General features: G+C 71.4%; 13 protein-coding genes. 1 reads left to right on the top strand and 12 read right to left on the bottom strand.

All coding sequences use genetic code 11. From position 1 onward, the window contains the following. Nucleotides 1-47: 47 nt before the first annotated feature. The 10 genes from obgE to ACSP50_RS06400 all read right to left on the bottom strand — a co-directional run bounded on the left by obgE (nucleotide 48) and on the right by ACSP50_RS06400 (nucleotide 12,749). On the bottom strand, nucleotides 48-1,544 hold the full coding sequence (gene obgE, locus ACSP50_RS06445) for a GTPase ObgE (protein ID WP_014688348.1): 1,497 nt from the start codon (nucleotides 1,542-1,544) through the stop codon (nucleotides 48-50). 82 nt (nucleotides 1,545-1,626) lie between these two features. Continuing rightward, complete coding sequence (gene rpmA, locus ACSP50_RS06440) at nucleotides 1,627-1,884, bottom strand: 50S ribosomal protein L27 (RefSeq protein ID WP_014688347.1); 258 nt, start codon at nucleotides 1,882-1,884, stop codon at nucleotides 1,627-1,629. 8 nt (nucleotides 1,885-1,892) lie between these two features. Continuing rightward, entirely contained in the window at nucleotides 1,893-2,207 is a 315-nt protein-coding gene (rplU, locus tag ACSP50_RS06435) for a 50S ribosomal protein L21 (RefSeq protein WP_014688346.1), read from the bottom strand. A 163-nt stretch (nucleotides 2,208-2,370) separates the two neighbouring features. Next, the gene (locus tag ACSP50_RS06430) at nucleotides 2,371-2,865 is read right to left on the bottom strand and encodes a hypothetical protein (protein WP_014688345.1); all 495 of its coding nucleotides are present in this window, start codon (nucleotides 2,863-2,865) and stop codon (nucleotides 2,371-2,373) included. 109 nt (nucleotides 2,866-2,974) lie between these two features. After that, the gene (locus ACSP50_RS06425; protein WP_014688344.1) at nucleotides 2,975-6,196 is read right to left on the bottom strand and encodes an Rne/Rng family ribonuclease; all 3,222 of its coding nucleotides are present in this window, start codon (nucleotides 6,194-6,196) and stop codon (nucleotides 2,975-2,977) included. A gap of 132 nt (nucleotides 6,197-6,328) precedes the next feature. After that, complete coding sequence (locus tag ACSP50_RS06420) at nucleotides 6,329-7,024, bottom strand: TIGR03936 family radical SAM-associated protein (RefSeq protein WP_231957006.1); 696 nt, start codon at nucleotides 7,022-7,024, stop codon at nucleotides 6,329-6,331. A gap of 91 nt (nucleotides 7,025-7,115) precedes the next feature. Further along, nucleotides 7,116-9,059, bottom strand: a complete 1,944-nt coding sequence (locus ACSP50_RS06415) for a TIGR03960 family B12-binding radical SAM protein (RefSeq protein ID WP_014688342.1) — start codon at nucleotides 9,057-9,059, stop codon at nucleotides 7,116-7,118. 23 nt (nucleotides 9,060-9,082) lie between these two features. Beyond that, the gene (locus ACSP50_RS06410; RefSeq protein WP_014688341.1) at nucleotides 9,083-9,427 is read right to left on the bottom strand and encodes an STAS domain-containing protein; all 345 of its coding nucleotides are present in this window, start codon (nucleotides 9,425-9,427) and stop codon (nucleotides 9,083-9,085) included. After that, complete coding sequence (locus tag ACSP50_RS06405) at nucleotides 9,424-11,922, bottom strand: SpoIIE family protein phosphatase (protein ID WP_014688340.1); 2,499 nt, start codon at nucleotides 11,920-11,922, stop codon at nucleotides 9,424-9,426. Before ACSP50_RS06405 ends, ACSP50_RS06410 begins: the two co-directional genes overlap by 4 nt. A gap of 29 nt (nucleotides 11,923-11,951) precedes the next feature. Then, nucleotides 11,952-12,749: an alpha/beta fold hydrolase gene (locus ACSP50_RS06400; protein ID WP_014688339.1), complete on the bottom strand. Its 798-nt coding sequence runs from the start codon at nucleotides 12,747-12,749 to the stop codon at nucleotides 11,952-11,954. A gap of 207 nt (nucleotides 12,750-12,956) precedes the next feature. Between ACSP50_RS06400 and ACSP50_RS06395 the strand changes: the two genes are divergently transcribed. Beyond that, the gene (locus ACSP50_RS06395) at nucleotides 12,957-14,162 is read left to right on the top strand and encodes a hypothetical protein (RefSeq protein WP_014688338.1); all 1,206 of its coding nucleotides are present in this window, start codon (nucleotides 12,957-12,959) and stop codon (nucleotides 14,160-14,162) included. 3 nt (nucleotides 14,163-14,165) lie between these two features. On the opposite strand, the gene ACSP50_RS06390 is transcribed toward ACSP50_RS06395, so the two are convergent. Beyond that, nucleotides 14,166-14,834, bottom strand: coding sequence for a 1-acyl-sn-glycerol-3-phosphate acyltransferase (locus ACSP50_RS06390; protein ID WP_014688337.1), 669 nt, complete (start codon nucleotides 14,832-14,834; stop codon nucleotides 14,166-14,168). A 141-nt stretch (nucleotides 14,835-14,975) separates the two neighbouring features. Further along, nucleotides 14,976-18,086 carry an isoleucine--tRNA ligase gene (gene ileS, locus ACSP50_RS06385; protein ID WP_014688336.1) on the bottom strand — a complete coding sequence of 1,037 codons (3,111 nt, stop codon included), beginning with the start codon at nucleotides 18,084-18,086 and terminating at the stop codon, nucleotides 14,976-14,978. Nucleotides 18,087-18,169: the final 83 nt, after the last annotated feature.

Raw genomic sequence — 18,169 nt, 5'->3', positions numbered from 1 at the left:
CTAGGTGACGTCCGTTTCCGGAGGGTTGCGCGGAACTGGCCGATCCGCTATTCGTCGGTGTCGTCCTCGTCGGTGATCAGCACCGGCACCTGCGGATTGGCCACCGCGGTGACCGTCCCGTCGGAGGCCATGTGCAGCACCTCGTCCTCGTTGCGGATCCGGCGGGCCTTGCGGGCCGCCAGGCGCTGCGCGGCCGACGGGCGCACGTCCTGCTCCTCCAGCCGGGCGTCGGTGCCGCGCGGGCCGGAGACGAACTCGCCGGCATTGGGCTGCCAGTCGAACTCGCGGGCGCCGATCCGGACCGGGTCACCGGCCTGGGCGCCGAGCTTGCCGAGCTTGTCCTCGACGCCGAGCCGCTCCAGCCGGTCGGCCAGGTAACCGACCGCCTCGTCGTTGTCGAAGTTGGTCTGCTTGATCCAGCGCTCCACCTGGGCGCCGCGCACCACGTACACGCCGTCGTCGTCGCGCTCGACGGTGAAGCCGGTGTCGTCGACCGCCCGCGGGCGCAGCACCAGCCGGGTGGCCTCGACCACCGGCTTCGCGGCCCGGAACTCGGCGACCGCCTTGGCCAGGGCGTAGGTGAGCTCCCGCAGGCCCTCCCGGGTCACCGCGCTCACCTCGTACACCTGGTAGCCGCGAGCCTCCAGGTCGGGCCGGGTGATGTCGGCCAGGTCCCGGCCGTCCGGAATGTCGATCTTGTTGAGCACCACCAGGCGCGGCCGGTCCTCCAGCCCGCCGTAGGCGGCCAGCTCGGCCTCGATCGCGTCCAGGTCGGCCAGCGGGTCCCGCTCGATCTCCGGGGTCGCCGAGTCGAGCACGTGCACCAGCACCGAGGTGCGCTCGATGTGCCGCAGGAACTGCATGCCCAGGCCCTTGCCGGTGGCCGCGCCCGGGATCAGGCCGGGCACGTCGGCGATGACGAAGGTCTCCTCGCCGGCCTGCACCACGCCCAGGTTCGGCACCAGGGTGGTGAACGGGTAGTCGGCGATCTTCGGCTTGGCCGCGGAGAGCACCGCGATCAGCGACGACTTGCCGGCCGACGGGAAGCCGACCAGACCGACGTCGGCGACGCTCTTGAGCTCCAGCACCACGTCCAGCTGGTCGCCCGGCTCGCCCAACTCGGCGAAGCCCGGCACCTTGCGCCGGGTGTTGGCCAGCGCCCGGTTGCCCCGGCCGCCGCGGCCGCCGCGGGCCACCTCGAACTCGGTGCCCGCACCGACCAGGTCGGCCAGCACCTCGCCGTCGGCGGTCTGCACGACCGTGCCGTCCGGCACCTTGAGCACGAGATCCTTGCCGTTCGCCCCGTCCCGGTTCGCCCCGGCGCCACCGCCGCCGTTGCTCGCCTTGACGTGCGGGTGGAAGTGGAAGTCCAGCAGGGTGTGCTGCTGCGGGTCGACGACCAGCCGGATGCTGCCACCGTGCCCGCCGTTGCCACCGTCCGGACCGCCCAGCGGCTTGAATTTCTCCCGGAGCACGGAGACACAGCCGTGCCCGCCGTCACCCGCCTGCAGATGCAGCACGACCCGGTCGACGAACGTGGTCACTTCAGCTCTCCCTTGCCGGTCACTTCACCAAACGCACAGCGGGCCGCGGACCCGAGGGTCCACGGCCCGCTGAGAAGAAAAACTACTCCGCGACCGGCACGATGCTGACGGTCTTGCGGCCACGCGCGGTACCGAACAGCACATTGCCCGCGGCGAGCGCGAACAGCGTGTCGTCGCCGCCCCGGCCGACCAGGTCGCCCGGGTGGAACTTGGTGCCACGCTGACGGATCAGGATTTCGCCGGCCTTGACGAGCTGGCCACCGAAACGCTTGACGCCGAGGCGCTGGGCGGCGGAGTCACGGCCGTTACGCGAGCTGGATGCACCCTTTTTGTGAGCCATGTCTACGCCTACTTCCCGCTCTTGATGCCGGTCACCTTGACGCGGGTCAGCGGCTGGCGGTGACCCTGGCGCTTGTGGTAGCCGGTCTTGTTCTTGAACTTGTGGATCCGGATCTTCGGACCCTTGGTGTGCTCGGCGATCTCGCCGGACACCGTAACGTTGGCAAGCTTGGCCGCGTCGGTCACCAGGTTGTCACCGTCGACGAGGAGGACGGCGGCGAGCGTCAGAGCGTCGCCGGGCTCTCCCACGAGCTTCTCGACCTCGATCACGTCGCCCTCGGCAACCTTGTACTGCTTGCCGCCGGTCTTGACGATCGCGTACATAGGACGCGGACTCCCTGAGACTTACGCAGCCGGGAAAATAAGCTGCTGGCGGATACTGCTTGGGGTCCCGTTGGTGGCGGTCGAGCCGCGGTACACCGGAACAGGCGCCGAAAAAGCGCCGTCGGCAAGCCTACTTCATCGGCGCGCCGACACCAAAACGGGGTTAGCCCCTGCCGCAGGCCGCGTCGAGTTCGGCGTGCAGGTCGGCGAGCTTCTTGTCGTCGATCTTGGCGACGTCACCCTTCAGAGCGGTCACCTGCCGGCCCATCGCGTCCAGCGCCTTCTTGACCTTCGGGTCGGAGGTGAGCTTCGCCATGTCCCGCAGGGCGTACGAGAAGCTGTCCACGTCCCGCGTGGCCTTCTCCTTGGCCTGGGCCTTGGCGGTGGCCCCGCCCGAGGCGGCGTCGATCAGCAGCCGATAGTCGGCGGCGAAGGTGGAGCCGAAGCTCGTGCTGGTCCGGGCGGCCTGCGCGCAGATCGACGCGGTGTCGGCGGAGAGCGCGGCGTCGGCCGAGGCGGCCGCGGCGGGGTCCACGGCGGCCGGGCTGACCGCGGCCGGGCCCGGCGCGGCGGAGGCGGCCTGCTTGCCGTCACCGGAGCAGCCGGCCGCGAGCAGGGCGAAGGACAGGGCGGCGGTGGCCGCGAGAGCGCGTCGCATGGGATCTCCTCGGGGGACGGGGATCGACCCGCCGAGGGTAACGGAAAACCCGGCCCGTCAGTTAGCTTTCTTTACAGCTAACCGGCGAGCCGGGTTTCCGCGGATGGGATCAGGGACGGGTCCGCCGGCGGGCGCCACTGCGGCGGGACCGGCGGCGGCCGGTTCCGACCCCCACCGACTCGTCGTCGTCCTCGTCCTCGTCGGCCGCGTCCGGGTCGTCCGAGCCGACCAGGCGCAGCGGCTCGGTGTCCGCCTCGTACGCCGCCCCGTCGGCCTCCTCGGTCTCGTACCGGGACAGGTCGTAGCCGCTGATGTCGTAGTCGTCCGCGTCGGCCGACGAGGTCACCACCGGCTGCGCGGGCCGCACCACGCCGGACCGGATCACCCCGGAACCGGCCACCGGCGCCGCGGCGGCCACCGGGGCGACCGGCGTCCCGGGCACCTCGGGGATCGCCGGCAGCTCGGCCACCTCGGCGGCCGGACCGGCCTCCTCCGTGATCGGACCGGCCTGCTCGGTGATCGGCTCCACGACCTCGGCCACCTCGACCGGCGGGGTGTCCCCGCCGCCGCGCCGCCGCCGCGACCGCCCGCTCGTGGCCGCCGCCGGCTGTGCCGGCGGAGCCTCGGTCCGGGCCGCCGCGGCCACCGCCTTCACCTGGGTCGCGGCCGGCGCGGCGCCACCGCCGTTGGACCGCCTCTCGGGCACCGGCTCGTGATGGATGATCACGCCCCGGCCCTTGCAGTGGTCACAGGTCTCGCTGAACGCCTCCAGCAGCCCGGCGCCGATCCGCTTGCGGGTCATCTGCACCAGGCCCAGCGAGGTGATCTCGGTAACCTGGTGCTTGGTCCGGTCCCGGCCCAGGCACTCGGTCAGCCGGCGCAGCACCAGCTCGCGGTTGCTCTCCAGCACCATGTCGATGAAGTCGATCACCACGATGCCACCGAGGTCGCGCAGCCGCAGCTGACGCACGATCTCCTCGGCCGCCTCCAGGTTGTTGCGGGTGACCGTCTCCTCCAGGTTGCCGCCCGCACCGGTGTACTTGCCGGTGTTGACGTCGACCACGGTCATCGCCTCGGTGCGGTCGATCACCAGGTGGCCGCCGGAGGGCAGGAACACCTTGCGGTCCAGGCCCTTGAGGATCTGCTCGTCGATCCGGTTCTCGGCGAACACGTCACCCACGCCGACGTGCCGGTGCAGCCGCTCGACCAGGTCCGGCGAGACCGAGTGGAGGTAGTTCTCCACCTCGGCGTACGCCTGCTCGCCCTGCACGATGAGCTCGCGGAAGTCCTCGTTGAACAGGTCCCGGACCACCCGGATGACCAGGTCGGGCTCCTCGGAGAGGGCGCGCGGGGCGTTGCCCTCGGCGGCCCGCGCCTGGATGTCCTCCCACTGCGCCTGCAGCCGCTTGACGTCGCGGGCCAACTCGTCCTCGCTGGCGCCCTCGGCCGCGGTCCGCACGATCACGCCCGCGCCGTCCGGCACCAGCTTCTTCAGGATGTCCCGGAGCCGCTTGCGCTCGTTGTCCGGCAACTTGCGGCTGATCCCGGAGGCGTTGCCGTTGGGCACGTAGACCAGGTGCCGGCCGGAGAGCGCGATGTGGCTGGTCAGCCGGGCGCCCTTGTGACCGATCGGATCCTTGGTGACCTGAACCAGCACCGAGTCACCGGAGCGCAGCGCCTGCTCGATCGAGCGGGCCCGACCCTCCAGCCCGGTGGCGTCCCAGTTCACCTCGCCGGCGTACAGCACCGCGTTGCGGCCCCGGCCGACGTCGACGAACGCCGCCTCCATGCTGGGCAGCACGTTCTGCACCTTGCCGAGGTACACGTTGCCGACCATGGTGCCCGAGGTGGCCCGGGCGACGTAGTGCTCGACCAGGACGCCGTCCTCGAGCACGGCGATCTGGATGCGGTCCGGCTTCTGCCGGACGACCATCACCCGGTCCACCGCCTCGCGGCGGGCCAGGAACTCCGACTCGCTCAGGATCGGCGGACGGGTACGGCGCTGCTCGCGGCCGTCCCGGCGGCGCTGACGCTTGGCCTCCAGCCGGGTCGAGCCGGAGACGCCCTGCACCTCGTCGGAACGGCGCGGCTCACGGACCCGCACCACGGTGTGCACACCGTCCTCGATGCCACCGGTCTCGCCGTCCCCGCTCGAACCCTTGCGCCGACGACGCCGGCGACGTCGGGTGACCCCGCCCTCGCCGTCCTCGGACTCCTCGTCCTCGGCCTCCTCGTCGTGCGCGGCCTCGGCCTCGCCCTCGGACTCCTCGGCGTCCAGGTCGGCGTCGTCGGCCTCGTCGGACGGGCCCTTGCCCCGGCCGCGGCCACGACGGCCCCGGCGGCGACGACGGCGGCCACCGGCCTCGTCGTCGTCCCCGTCGTCCTCGACACCGTCCTCGGCGTCGTCAGCGGACTCGTCACTCTCGTCGATCTCGTCCAGCACCGGCTGCTCGGCCGCGGCGGCCACCGGCTCGGGGGCCGGCTCCTCGGCCGCGCCACGACGCCGGCGACGGCTGCGCCGGGTGCCCTCGGCGGGCTCCTCGGCGGCCTCCGCGGTGACCGGCTCGGCGGTGACCGGCTCGGCAGCGGCCGGCTCGGCGGGCTGCTCGGCCGGTGCGGTCGCCACCGGGGCGAGCGGGTCGGTGACCGGGCGGCGGCGCCGGCTGACCGGCGCCGGCGCGACCTCGGTCGCCTCCGGCGGCATGAACAGCACCGGCGGCGGCAGCGGGGCCTTGCGGGCCCGGGCCGGGCGCTGCCCGGCGGGCTCCGCCTCCGCGGCGGCCTGCTCTTCCGCGGGCTGCTCTTCGGCGGGCTCCTCTTCGGCGGGCTCCAGGAAGTCGTCGTCGAGCGGGAGGATCCCGACGATCGGCACCTCGGGGCTCTCCGGCGGCGCCACCGGCGCCACGGGAGCGGGCGACGGCTCGGCGGCCGGCGGGATCTCCAGCTGCTCGGCCGGGGGCGCGGCGACCTTGCGGCGGCTGCGCGTGGCCTTCTTCACCGGAGCCGGCTTCTCGGCGGTCTCGGCCACGGCCTCCGCCGCCGCCTCCTCCGCCGCAGCGGCCGGAGCCGCCTCCGGGGCAGGCTCGGCCACCTTGCGGCGGCTCCGTGTGGCCTTTTTCACCGGTGCGGGAGTCGGCTCCACCACCTCGGCCGGGGCGGCCGCGGCAGTCTCCGCGACCTCCTCAGCTCCAGGCGCGGCCGCCTTGCGACGCGGTGCACGCGTCCGGCGGGCCGGGGTGGTGCCGGTGGCGGCGTCTACGGGAGGAGTCGCTGCCCCGTCCCGTTCACCGCCCTGTTCTCCCAAGGTGACTGGGGGCTCGTTATCGAGCATGGGCGCTCTCCAGTTCTGGCGACCCCGGGCGCGGGTGAGCGCTGCCACGCAGGGTCGCTGCAAAGTATTTCGGGCCCGTCCGAGCCGGACGGGCTGCCGAAGTCTGCCAAGTGGACACCGGCCCTGAACGGGTCAGTGTCCGCCGATGCCGACGCCCTCGCGATCCGCCTCCAACGGATCGACGATCTCCCCCTGCGCGGTGAGTGTGCCCTGGGCCAGCCGGGTTACCCGAGGGGGAACCGGCGGCTCCAGGCCGGCCACCACGCGCAGGCCGGAGAGGACGTCATCGGGCCGCACGGCGGGCGTTACCTGCCGTACGACAAGGTCGATTATCGCACACGGTACTCCACCGGCCCCGGAAGGTAGGTCCGGCTCTGCTACCACCATGCACCTGGTCACCGCGGCGCGCGCGTCGAACGTGCGCCGGCCCTGCTTCGTCATGCGCTCGACCAGCACTTCACCGGCCGAAAGGAAGGCCTCCACGGCGTCCCGGGCGGCCGCCGGATCCACCTCGAACAGCTCCAGGCGCCACTGCGACGCGTCGATCCGGTCGGCCAGGCTGCCCTCGCCGGCCCGGACCGCCTCCAGCACGTCCAGGCCGGGCGAGAGCGCCGCGTCCAGGGCCAGCCGCAGCTGCTCCGGATCGACCTCGGACTGCAGGCCGATCTCCAGGTACTCCGCCTCGCTGCCGACGCCGGTGGGCGCCGCGCTCGCGTACGAGATCTTCGGGTGTGGGGTGAAGCCCTGCGAGAAGGCGATCGGCACGCCGGCCCGGCGCAGGGCACGCTCGAAGGCCCGGGCGAAGTCCCGGTGTGAGGTGAAGCGCAGCGGTCCGCGTTTGGCATACCGCAGGCGGATCCGCTGCACGACCGGGGCCTGACCGCCCACGGGCTGGTTCTTCGGGGGAATCGTCGCTCTCCTAAACGGGGACCCGCAGGCCGTTCACCGGGGTCAGGGGAAGAAGCTTCTTACCGGTCGGACCGATCTGGATCTCGGTGTCCATCGCCGGGCAGACGCCGCAGTCGAAGCACGGCGTCCAGCGGCAGTCGTCCTGCTCGAACTCGCTGACCGAGTCCTGCCAGTCCTGCCAGAGCCAGTCCTTGTCGAGGCCGGAGTCCAGGTGGTCCCAGGGCAGGACCTCGGTCTCCTCGCGCTCGCGGGTGGTGTACCAGTCCAGGTCGACGCCGAGGTCGGGAAGCACCTCGGCGCAGGCCTCGACCCAGCGGGCGTACGAGAAGTGCTCGGACCAGCCGTCGAACCGGCCGCCCTTCTCCCAGACCCGGCGGATGACCTGGCCGACCCGGCGGTCGCCGCGCGACAGCAGGCCCTCGATCAGCGACGGCTCGCCGTCGTGGTAGCGGAAGCCGATCGCCCGGCCCAGCGAGCGGTCACTGTTGATCGCCTGCTTGAGCATCTTGAGCCGGGCGTCGATGACCTCCGGCCGTTCCATGCTCGCCCACTGGAACGGGGTGTGCGGCTTGGGCACGAACCCGCCGATCGACACGGTGCAGCGGATGTCCTTGGTGCCGGCGGCCTCGCGGCCGGCCCGGATCACCTCGTGCGCCATGCCGGCGATCTCCAGGACGTCCTCGTCGGTCTCGGTCGGCAGGCCGCACATGAAGTACAGCTTGACCTGCCGCCAGCCGTTCGAATACGCCGTGACGACGGTCCGGATCAGGTCCTCCTTGGTCACCATCTTGTTGATGACCTTGCGGATCCGCTCCGAGCCGCCCTCGGGCGCGAAGGTGAGCCCGGTGCGCCGCCCGTTACGGGACAGCTCCTGGGCCAGATCGATGTTGAACGCGTCGACCCGGGTGGACGGCAGCGACAGCGACACGTTCGTGTCCTTGTACTGCTCGGCCAGGCCGGAGCACATGTCACCGATCTCGGTGTGGTCGGCGCTGGAGAGCGAGAGCAGGCCCACCTCGCTGTAGCCGGAGAACTCCAGCCCCTCCTTGACCATCTGGGCGACCGTGGTGATCGACCGCTCCCGCACCGGGCGGGTGATCATGCCGGCCTGGCAGAACCGGCAGCCCCGGGTGCACCCTCGGAAGATCTCCACCGCGTACCGTTCGTGGACCGTCTCGGCCAGCGGGACCAGCGGCTTCTTCGGGTACGGCCAGGCGTCCAGGTCCATCGTCGTGCGCTTGGCGACCCGGAACGGGACGTCCGGCCGGTTCGGCACGACGCGCTGGATGCGGCCGTCGGGCAGATAGTCGACATCGTAGAAGCGCGGCACGTAGATGCTCTCCGTGCGGGCCAGACGCAGCAGCAGCTCGTCCCGGCCACCCGGGCGGCCCTCGGCCTTCCACTCCCGGATGATCCCGGTGATCTCCAGGACCGCCTCCTCGCCGTCGCCGAGCACGGCGGCGTCGATGAAGTCGGCGATCGGCTCCGGGTTGAACGCGGCGTGCCCGCCGGCCAGCACCACCGGGTCGTCCTCGGTGCGGTCGGCGCTGCTGAGCGGGATGCCGGCCAGCTCCAGGGCGCTGAGCAGGTTGGTGTATCCCAGCTCGGTGGCGAACGAGACGCCGAACATGTCGAACGCCTTCACCGGGCGGTGCGCGTCGACGGTGAACTGCGGGACGCCGTGCTCCTTCATCAGCGCCTCGAGGTCGGGCCAGACCGCGTAGGTCCGCTCGGCCAGCACGTCCGGCTGCTCGTTGAGCACCTCGTAGAGGATCTGCACGCCCTGGTTGGGCAGGCCGACCTCGTAGGCGTCCGGATACATCAGCGCCCACCGGACGACGGTGGCGTCCCAGTCCTTGACAACGGCACCGAGCTCGCCGCCCACGTACTGGATCGGTTTGCTGACCCGGGGCAGCAGCTGCTCAAGCTGCGGGAAGACGGAACTCACGCTCATGGGTGTCCAGCGTACGCGAGTGGTCAGCCACCCAATTCGTCAGCGGCATGGTCCAGATCGATCGCGAACAGGTCGTTGCGGAACGCGCAGAGCTGCAGCGTCATCCGGGCCGCGCCGCGCTCGCCGACCACCAGGCGGATGGGTTTGCCCCGCTCGTCGAGGTCGCCGACGATCAGGTCGAGCAGTCGCACCCCGGCGCTGTCCAGGAACGAGACCGCGGTCAGGTCGATCAGCACGGCCTCGGCCAGGGTGGTGCGGGCCACCACCGCCCGGCCGATGTCGTGCGCGTTGGCCAGATCGATCTCACCCCGGAGGTGGACGGTCTCGGCCACCCCGCGCTTGGAGAAACTCACCCACTGGTCGGTCATGCGGCATCCCCCCGGTACCGGCGCATGGTCACCGTGGTCCCGCCCTCGCCCTGATCGAACAGCATCTCGTCCATGCACTCCTCGATCAGCTGCAGGCCGCGGCCGCGGGAGTGCCCGGGTCCGCGCCAGGTGCCCCGGTCGGCGACCCGGATCTCCACCGCGTCGTCGGTGATCGTGACGGACACCTCGACCGTGCCGAACGGGTCGTCGCGGTAGCCGTGCTCGATCGCGTTGCCGACCGCCTCCGAGCAGGCCAGCAGCACCGCGTTCAGGCACTCCCGGTCCACCCCGTGGCTGGCCAGCCAGGACCGCAGGTCGGAGCGGAGCAGGCTGATCTGCAGCGGGTCGGCGCCGAGCGTGCGCTCCAGCCGCTCCTCGACGCCCAGGGTCAGGCAGAGCAGGCAGACGTCGTCGCCGTGCTCGCGGCCGGCCAGGGTGTCGGTCAGCGCCATGGTGAGTCCCTTCATCGGGGCTCCGCGCAGCCGGCTGAACTCCCGGTTGAGCACCTCGAAGCCGTGGTCGATCGGGCGGTCCCGGCGCTCGATCAGCCCATCGGTGTAGAGCAGCAGGCGGCTGCCCGGGGCCAGCCGTATCCGGGTCTCGGTGCGGCGCCGGTCGCCGGCCCGGGTGCCGATCGGGCCGGAGCGGGCCTGCAGCAGGAACTCGGCCGGACCGGCCGGCTGGTGCAGCAGCGGCGGCAGGTGCCCGGCGCAGGCGTAGACCAGCTCGCAGGCGTCCAGGTCGATCTCGCCGTAGACGACGGTGGCCATCCGGGCCGTCTCCACCCGCTGACAGAACCGGTCCAGTCCCTCCAGCAGCCGGGCCGGCCCGTTCTCCGCGGTGGCCAGCGCCCGGATCGCGCTGCGCAGCTGGCCCATCGTGCTGGCCGCCTCCAGGCCCCGGCCGACCACGTCGCCGACCACCACGGCGAGCTTGTGCGGGGTGATCAGGAACGCGTCGAACCAGTCGCCGCCGACCTCCAGATCGTGCCCGGCGGCCCGGTAGTGGGTCTCCAGCGCGAACCGCGGGTCACCGGACGGCACGTCCGCGGCGAGCAGGCTGCGCTGCAGCGTCCGGGCGACGGCCCGCTCCTGCTCGTAGAGCCGGGCGTTCTCCAGCGCCAGGCCGGCCCGGTCGGCCAGGTCGATCAGGAACGCCTGGTCGGTCTCCGGCGCGTGCCTGGTCTCGGCCATCCGCAGCGCGAGGGTGCCGAGCACCCGGCCCCGCGCGGTGAGCGGCAGCACAGCGCAGTCCAGCGGGTCACCCTCGGTGGCGAAGATTGGTTTCACCGACCGGGTCGCCTCCAGGATCCGCGCGCCCAGCCGGGCCTCGTCCGGCGCCGGGCCGCCGGCGTCCTCGCGCAGCCCGACCGGCCCGACGTGCAGCCGCACGGTGGCCCAGTCGGCGATCGCCGGCACCACCCGCTCGACGAGGCGGCGGCTGCGCTGCATGAGCCGGTGCTCCTCGTCCAGCGCCCGGGTGGTGACGGCCAGGAAGTCGGCCCGCTCCTCGCGGCGCCGGGCGTCGTCGTAGAGCCGGGCCCGGTCCAGCGCCTGCCCGGCCTGCTGACCGAGCAGCCGGATCACCCGCAGCTCGCCGTCGGACAGCCGGCGCTCCTCGGCGAAGCTGAACGCCAGCAGGCCCAGCACGGTCACCCCGGCGTGGTCCTCGGCCGGACCGGTGGTCAGCGGCAGCAGCACCACGGTGCTGCGGCCGGAGCGGACCATCGACTCGGCCAGGTCCGGGAAGTGCTCGGCCGCCTCGGCCAGGGTGTGCACCACGTGCAGGTCGCCGCGGCGGGCCACCTCGGCCACCGCCCGCTGGGACGAGCGCGGCATGTCGTTCCAGTTGCCGGTGGTCGGGTCGGTGGAGGCCACCGCGACCAGCTGGTCGCGGTCCTGGTCGACCAGGTAGATGCTGCTGCTGGTGGCCTGGAAGGCGCCCTCCGGCGCGCGGACCACCGCCTCGGCCACCTCCGCCTCGGTCGGCGCGGCGGCCAGGTCGGCCACTATCCGCTGCAGCGCCTTGATCCGCTGCTCCGAGCTCTCCGCCACGTCCCGGGCGAGCAGCAGCTCGGTCTCGTAGCTGCGCCGCTCGGTCGCGTTGAACACCATGGTGCGGATCACCCGGGGTGCCCCGCCCACCCCGCGTTCGAGCACCGAGTTGACCAGCACGGGCACCCGCGAGCCGTCCGCGCACAGCACGTCGAGGGCGATCTCGTGCACCTCGCTCTGCATGGTGAGCAGCGGAGCGTAGTGGGTCTCGTGGTAGATCCGGCAACCCGGAGCGAGCAGGTCACGGAACCGCCGGTGACCGATCAGCTCGGCCCGCGTGTACCCGGTCCAGCTCAGGAACGTCTCGTTGACCCGGACCACGGTGCCGTCCGGGAGTGTCGTCAGATAGCCGCAGGGTGCATGTTCGTACAGGTCCTCGGGATCGTCGTCCCAGGGCAGTCGTAACTCCTGTGTCACGTCCGGCCCACCAGATTCACTCACGCCAGTGCTCCGCCGATCATGCCCGCTGTTTACAACCAGGACTTGATCGCGTCAACCGTCTCCTGCGGAGCGCTCACATTCGGACAGTGGCCGGTCGCGTTCAACGCGATGAGTGTGCTGTGCGGGGTGTGCTTGTGGACGTACTCGCCGACCACGGCCGGCGCGATCACGTCCTCGGAGCACTGCAGCACCAGCGAGGGCACCCGCATCCGGGCCAGGTCGGCCCGGTTGTCGGAGAGGAAGGTGACCCGGGCGAACTTCTTGGCGATCGCCGGATCGGTGCGGCAGAACGAGTTGGTCAGCTCCTCGCCCAGCTCGGGACGGTCCGGGTTGCCCATGATCACCGGGGCCATCGCGCTGGACCAGCCGAGGAAGTTGCTGTCCAGCGAGACCAGCATCTGCTCGATGTCGGTACGGGTGAACCCGCCGACGTACCCGTCCGCCTCGTCGTCGATGTATCGCGGCGACGGGCCGACCATCACCACCCCGGCGAACCGCTCCGGCTCGCGGACCGCGGCCAGCAGGCCGATCATCGAGCTGACCGAGTGGCCCACGAAGATCACGTCGCGTAGATCGTGCTCGTGGAGGATGTCCAGCACGTCCGAGGCGTAGCCGTCGAGCGTGGAGTACTTCTCGTCGTCGTACGCGGTCAGGTCGGAGCGGCCGTTGCCGACGTGGTCGAAGAGCACCACCCGGTGCGTGTCGGCGAAGGCCGGGGTGACCAGCCGCCACATGTTCTGGTCACAGCCGTAGCCGTGGGCGAACAGCATCGGCTGCCCGGACTCCCGGCCGGAGATCGTGACGGCGTTCCTCTGCGTGCTGCTCATCCGGTCCGCGCCCTCCCCAGAGCTCTGTGATGTGGGCCGCATATCAGGTCCGGGTAACCATACGACTCCGCAGCGTTCCGCACATCGCCCTGGTTGTCCGCCATTCGTGTCCGGTGCCCGGATCAAGCTCCGCTGCACGTCTGGCACACCGTCCTTAACCTGGGTGAAGGCGCGTGCCGCCGCCGGCAGAGGAGGAGACGGAAATCCATGGCTGACACCAGGCCGGACGGCTTTTCCGACGAACCGACCGGCGTGCTGCCGCCCCGGTGGAGCGGCGCCGCGCCGGTGCCGGTGCCCGGGCCGCGCCGGTCGCTGTGGGACCGGCTGGTCGACCGGGTCGGCGGCGCTCCCGAGCCGGAACCGGAGAACTGGGCGACGATGCCCGCCGTCGACCCGTGGGCCGGCCAGGACACTCCGGCCTGGACCACCGAGCACCTGGCGCCGCTCCCGGAGATGCCACCGACCCGCCTGGAGGCCCCGGCCGCTCCGATCGGCACGGCCGGTCCGGGTGTCCCGGCCGTGCCGACCGGCATCGTCGATCGGGGTGCCCCGGCCGTTCCGACCGGCATCGTCGGTCAGGGTGCCCCGGCCGTTCCGACCGGCATCGTCGGTCAGGGTGCCCCGGCCGGCAAGCAGGAGAAGATCAAGGCGCTACTGGACGCGCTGGCGGCCAAGGCGGCCGAGACCGCGGAGGCCCGCAACGCCAAACCGGCCCGCGGCGGCCCGGCTCACGACGTACCCCTCAACCGACCGCAAGCGGCCGCGAAACCGCCGTCGCGCGGCTGGTTCCGCAAGCCGCCGCCCAGCGCCGCGCCGCCGCGCCTGCCGGAGAAACCCCGCCCGCGGCGCCGGCTACGCCGGCTGCGACGGCTCGCCCTGGTCCTCGCCGTCCTGGCCGCGGCCTGGTTCGCAGCCCCTCTCGCGTACGAGCGGTGGCCGGTCCTGGCGCAGTTCCCGGTCTCCGCGGCGCTTCCCGACCGGGTCGGTGACCTGCGCCTGCGCGCCGACCCGGCGAGCACGAAAGCCGTCGACCGCCTCGCCGACCAGCTGCGGTCGGCGGGCGTCGACGGCAGCGCGTTCGCCGGCGTCTACGGCGACGGCAACGGCAAACGGGTCACCGTGTACGGCGTCACCGGCTGGCGTTTCACCCCGCAGTCCGACGCCCTCGGCCAGCTGGCCCGGATCGCCGGCGACGCCGAGCTCAGCGACGTCGCGGACTACCCGCTGGACGAACCGGGCGCCTTCGAGAGCTGCGGCACCGGGCGGCTGGGCGGCACGTCGACGGTGATCTGCACCTGGGCGGACCACGGCAGCATGGCGACCGTGCTGCTCACCCGACGGTCGCCGGAGGAGAGCGCCGCCCTGGTGGCCCGGCTGCGCGGGGCGGTGCTCAGCCCGAAGTTCGGGGCGTGAGCGTCACTCCTCGCGCTTCGGCGCGTACCGCGGCACGTACTCCTGGCCGGTGAGTTTCTGGATCTCGCCCATCACCTGGTCGGTGAGCTCGCGCAGCGAGGTGCGGTCACTGGAGCGGCCGATCGTCTCGATCGGCTTGCCGAACTTGACCGTGACGGTGCCGCGCATCAGTTTCGGCGCGAGCCGGCCGATCGGCTGCACCACATCGGTGCCGATCATGCCGACCGGGATGATCGGCACGCCGGCCGCGGTGGCCAGCCGGGCCACGCCGGTGCGTCCGCGGTAGAGCTTGCCGTCCGGCGAGCGGGTGCCCTCCGGGTAGACCGCGACCAGATCGCCGCCCTTGAGCGCGGGGATGGCGGCGTCGAAGGCGGTGAGCGCGGCCCGCCCACCGGCCCGCTCGACCCGGATCGCGCCGAGTCCCTCCATCAGCTTCCGCGAGAGGAAACCCTTCACCCCTTTACCGACGAAGTAGTCGGACTTGGCCCAGAACGCCAGGTGGCGCGGGACCGCGGCGCCGAGGAAGAGCTCGTCGGCGACCGAGAGGTGGTTGCCGGCGAAGATCGCGCCGCCGGTCTTCGGGATGTGCTCGAGGCCCTCGATGCGCGGCTTCCAACCCACCATCAGCGTGTTGCCGACAGTGAGCTTGCCGATCGTGTAGATCAGGGGCAACTCGTCCTCCGGAAGACCAGTGCAAAAAGACGTCGAGGGGTGAGGAGAGGTTATCGGACGCGGGGCCGCTGTGGACTATTGATCTTGCGGCTGGCCCGGACATTCGCCGCGCCAAGCGAACATCCGGGCCAGTCGGTTATGTCACACCGCGGTCACACCGACGGTGATCTGCTCGCCGTCGCCGACTTCGCCGTCGAACCCCTCGACGCCGTCGAAGGTCAGCGAGGTGGCCAAGGTCTCACCGGCGACGAACTCCCGGTGCGTCTCCACCGCCGCCCGCACCGCCGCGGAGGCCGACACGATCAGCGAGATCCGGTCCGAGACGTCCAGGCCGGCGTCCCGGCGGGCCTGCTGCACCACCCGGATCACGTCCCGGGCCAGACCCTCGGCGGCCAGCTCCGGAGTGACCGCGGCATCCAGCACCACGACGCCGCCACCGGCCGGCAGCGGGGCGGAGTTCTCCGCGTCCGCGGCGACCAGCTTCAGCTCGTACTCCCCCTCGGCCAGGGTGATCCCGGCGGCCACCGGGGCGCCGTCGATCAGCTCCCAGTCACCGGCCTTGACCGCCTTGATCACCTGCTGGACCTGCTTGCCGACCCGCGGGCCGAGCGCCCGGGGGACGACCGTGAGGACCTGCTGGCAGTACGCCGCGACGTCGTCGGTGAAGACCACGTCCTTGACGTTGACCTCGTCCTTGAGCAGGTCGCCGAGCGACTCCAGCGACCGGCCGTGCGCGGCGGCGACGGTGAGCGTGGCCAGCGGCAGGCGCACCCGCAGGGCCTTGGCCTTGCGCAGCGACAGGGCGGCCGACGCGACGTCGCGGATCGCGTCCATCGAGGCGACCAGCTCGTGGTCGGCCGGGAACGCGTCGGCGGACGGCCAGTCGGTGAGGTGGACCGAACGGCCGCCGGTCAGGCCGCGCCAGACCTCCTCCGCGGTGAGCGGAGCGAGCGGCGCCACCACCCGGCAGAGCGCCTCCAGGACGGTGGCCAGGGTGTCGAACGCGTCGGCGTCACCCGCCCAGAACCGGTCCCGGGACCGGCGGACGTACCAGTTGGTCAGCGCGTCCAGGTAGGAGCGGACACCCGCCGCCGCACCAGAGATGTCGTATTCGTCCATCTTTTTCGCGACATCTTCCACCAGCTCGCCGGTCTTGGCGAGGATGTAGCGATCGAGAAGGTGGGTGGAATCGGTCCGAAATTTCGCCTCATGGGACGCGGCGTTCGCATAAAGGCTGAAGAAGTACCAGACGTTCCAGAGCGGCAGGAGCACCTGGCGGACCGAGTCGCGGATCGCCGTCTCGGTGACCGGCATGTCCCCGCCCCGCAGCACCGGCGACGACATCAGCATCCAGCGCATGGCATCCGACCCGTACGAGTCGAACACCCGGTACACGTCCGGGTAGTTGCGCAGGGACTTGGACATCTTGCGCCCGTCCTCGCCCAGCAGGATGCCGTGGCTCAGGCAGTTCCGGAACGCCGGCCGGTCGAACAGCGCGGTCGCCAGCACGTGCATGGTGTAGAACCAGCCCCGCGTCTGCCCGATGTACTCCACGATGAAGTCACCCGGGTAGTGGTGCTCGAACCACTCCTTGTTCTCGAACGGGTAGTGCACCTGCGCGAACGGCATCGACCCCGACTCGAACCAGCAGTCCAGCACCTCCGGCACCCGGCGCATGGTGGATCTCCCGGTCGGGTCGTCCGGGTTCGGCCGGGTCAGCTCGTCCACACCGGGCCGGTGCAGGTCGGTGACCGCCACCCCGAAGTCGCGGGAGAGCTCCTCGAAGGACCCGTAGACGTCCACCCGCGGATACTGCGGATCGTCCGACTTCCAGACCGGGATCGGCGAGCCCCAGAACCGGTTCCGGGAGATCGACCAGTCCCGCGCGTTCGACAGCCACTTGCCGAACGAGCCGTCCTTGATGTGCGCCGGCGTCCAGGTGATCTCCTGGTTCAGCTCGACCATCCGGTCCCGGAACCTGGTCACCGCCACGAACCAGGACGACACCGCCTTGTAGACCAGCGGGGTGTCGCAGCGCCAGCAGTGCGGGTACGAGTGGGTGTAGCCGTCGTGCCGGACCACCACGCCGCGCTCCTTGAGCGTGGCGATCACCGGCTTGTTCGCGTCGAAGACCTGCAGGCCCTGGAAGTCGGGTACCAGCGAGGTGAACCGGGTCTGCTCGTCGACGGTGACCACGGTCGGGATGCCGGCCGCGAGGCAGGCGTTCTGGTCGTCCTCGCCGAACGCGGGCGCCATGTGCACCACGCCGGTGCCGTCCTCGGTGGTCACGAAGTCGGCGCCGAGCACCTGGAAGGCGTTCTCCCCGGCCGGCTCCACCAGGTAGTCGAACAGCGGCGTGTAGCGGCGCCCGACGAGCTCGCTGCCCCGCACCGTGCCGACCTGCTCGTAGCCGTCGAGCTCCTTGGCGTAGGCGGCCACCCGCCCGGCACCGACGATGAGCTTCTGCCCCGCGCCGTCGGCGAGGACCGCGTACTCGATGTCCGGTCCGACCGCGAGCGCCAGGTTCGACGGCAGCGTCCACGGCGTGGTCGTCCAGACCGCGATGTCCTCACCGGTCGACAGCCGGAACTTCACCGTCAGTGCGGGGTCGGTCCGGTCCCGGTAGACGTCGTCCATCCGCGTCTCGGTGTTGGAGAGCGGCGTCTCGCACCGGTAGCAATAGGCGAGAACCCGGAAACCCTCGTACACCAGGCCTTTGTCGTGCAGGGTCTTGAACGCCCACATGACCGACTCCATGTAATCGGGGTCGAGGGTCTTGTAGTCGTTCCCGAAATCCACCCACCGCGCTTGGCGGGTGACATATCCCTGCCAGTCCTTGGTGTAGGCGAGCACGGACGTGCGGCAGGCCTCGTTGAACTTGTCGATACCGAGTTCGACGATCTGCGCCTTGCTGGTGATGCCGAGCTGTTTCTCCGCCTCGATCTCGGCCGGCATGCCGTGGGTGTCCCAGCCGAATCGGCGTTCCACCCGCTGGCCGCGCATCGTCCGGTAACGCGGCACCACGTCCTTGACGTAACCGGTGAAAAGGTGGCCGTAATGCGGCAGTCCATTCGCGAACGGCGGGCCGTCGTAGAAGACGTACTCGTTCGCGCCGTTCTCCCCGGCCGGACGCTGCTCGACCGAGGCCTCGAAGGTCTTGTCGGCCGCCCAGTGCTCCAGGACCGCGCGCTCGACCGCGGGCAGGTCCGGGGAGGCCGGAACGCCCTGCGCATCGGTGTGCTTCGGATACATCGTGCTCCTCAAACAGTCATCGCCTGACTGCGAGGACGAGCGGAATTGCCGCCCGCGGTACCACCTCGCTTGGCCTCCCACCG

It is taken from the genome of Actinoplanes sp. SE50/110 (assembly GCF_900119315.1).
GTDB lineage: Bacteria > Actinomycetota > Actinomycetes > Mycobacteriales > Micromonosporaceae > Actinoplanes.
Note: the sequence above shows the minus strand (reverse complement) of the source record. Positions and strands in the feature narration are given on the sequence as shown.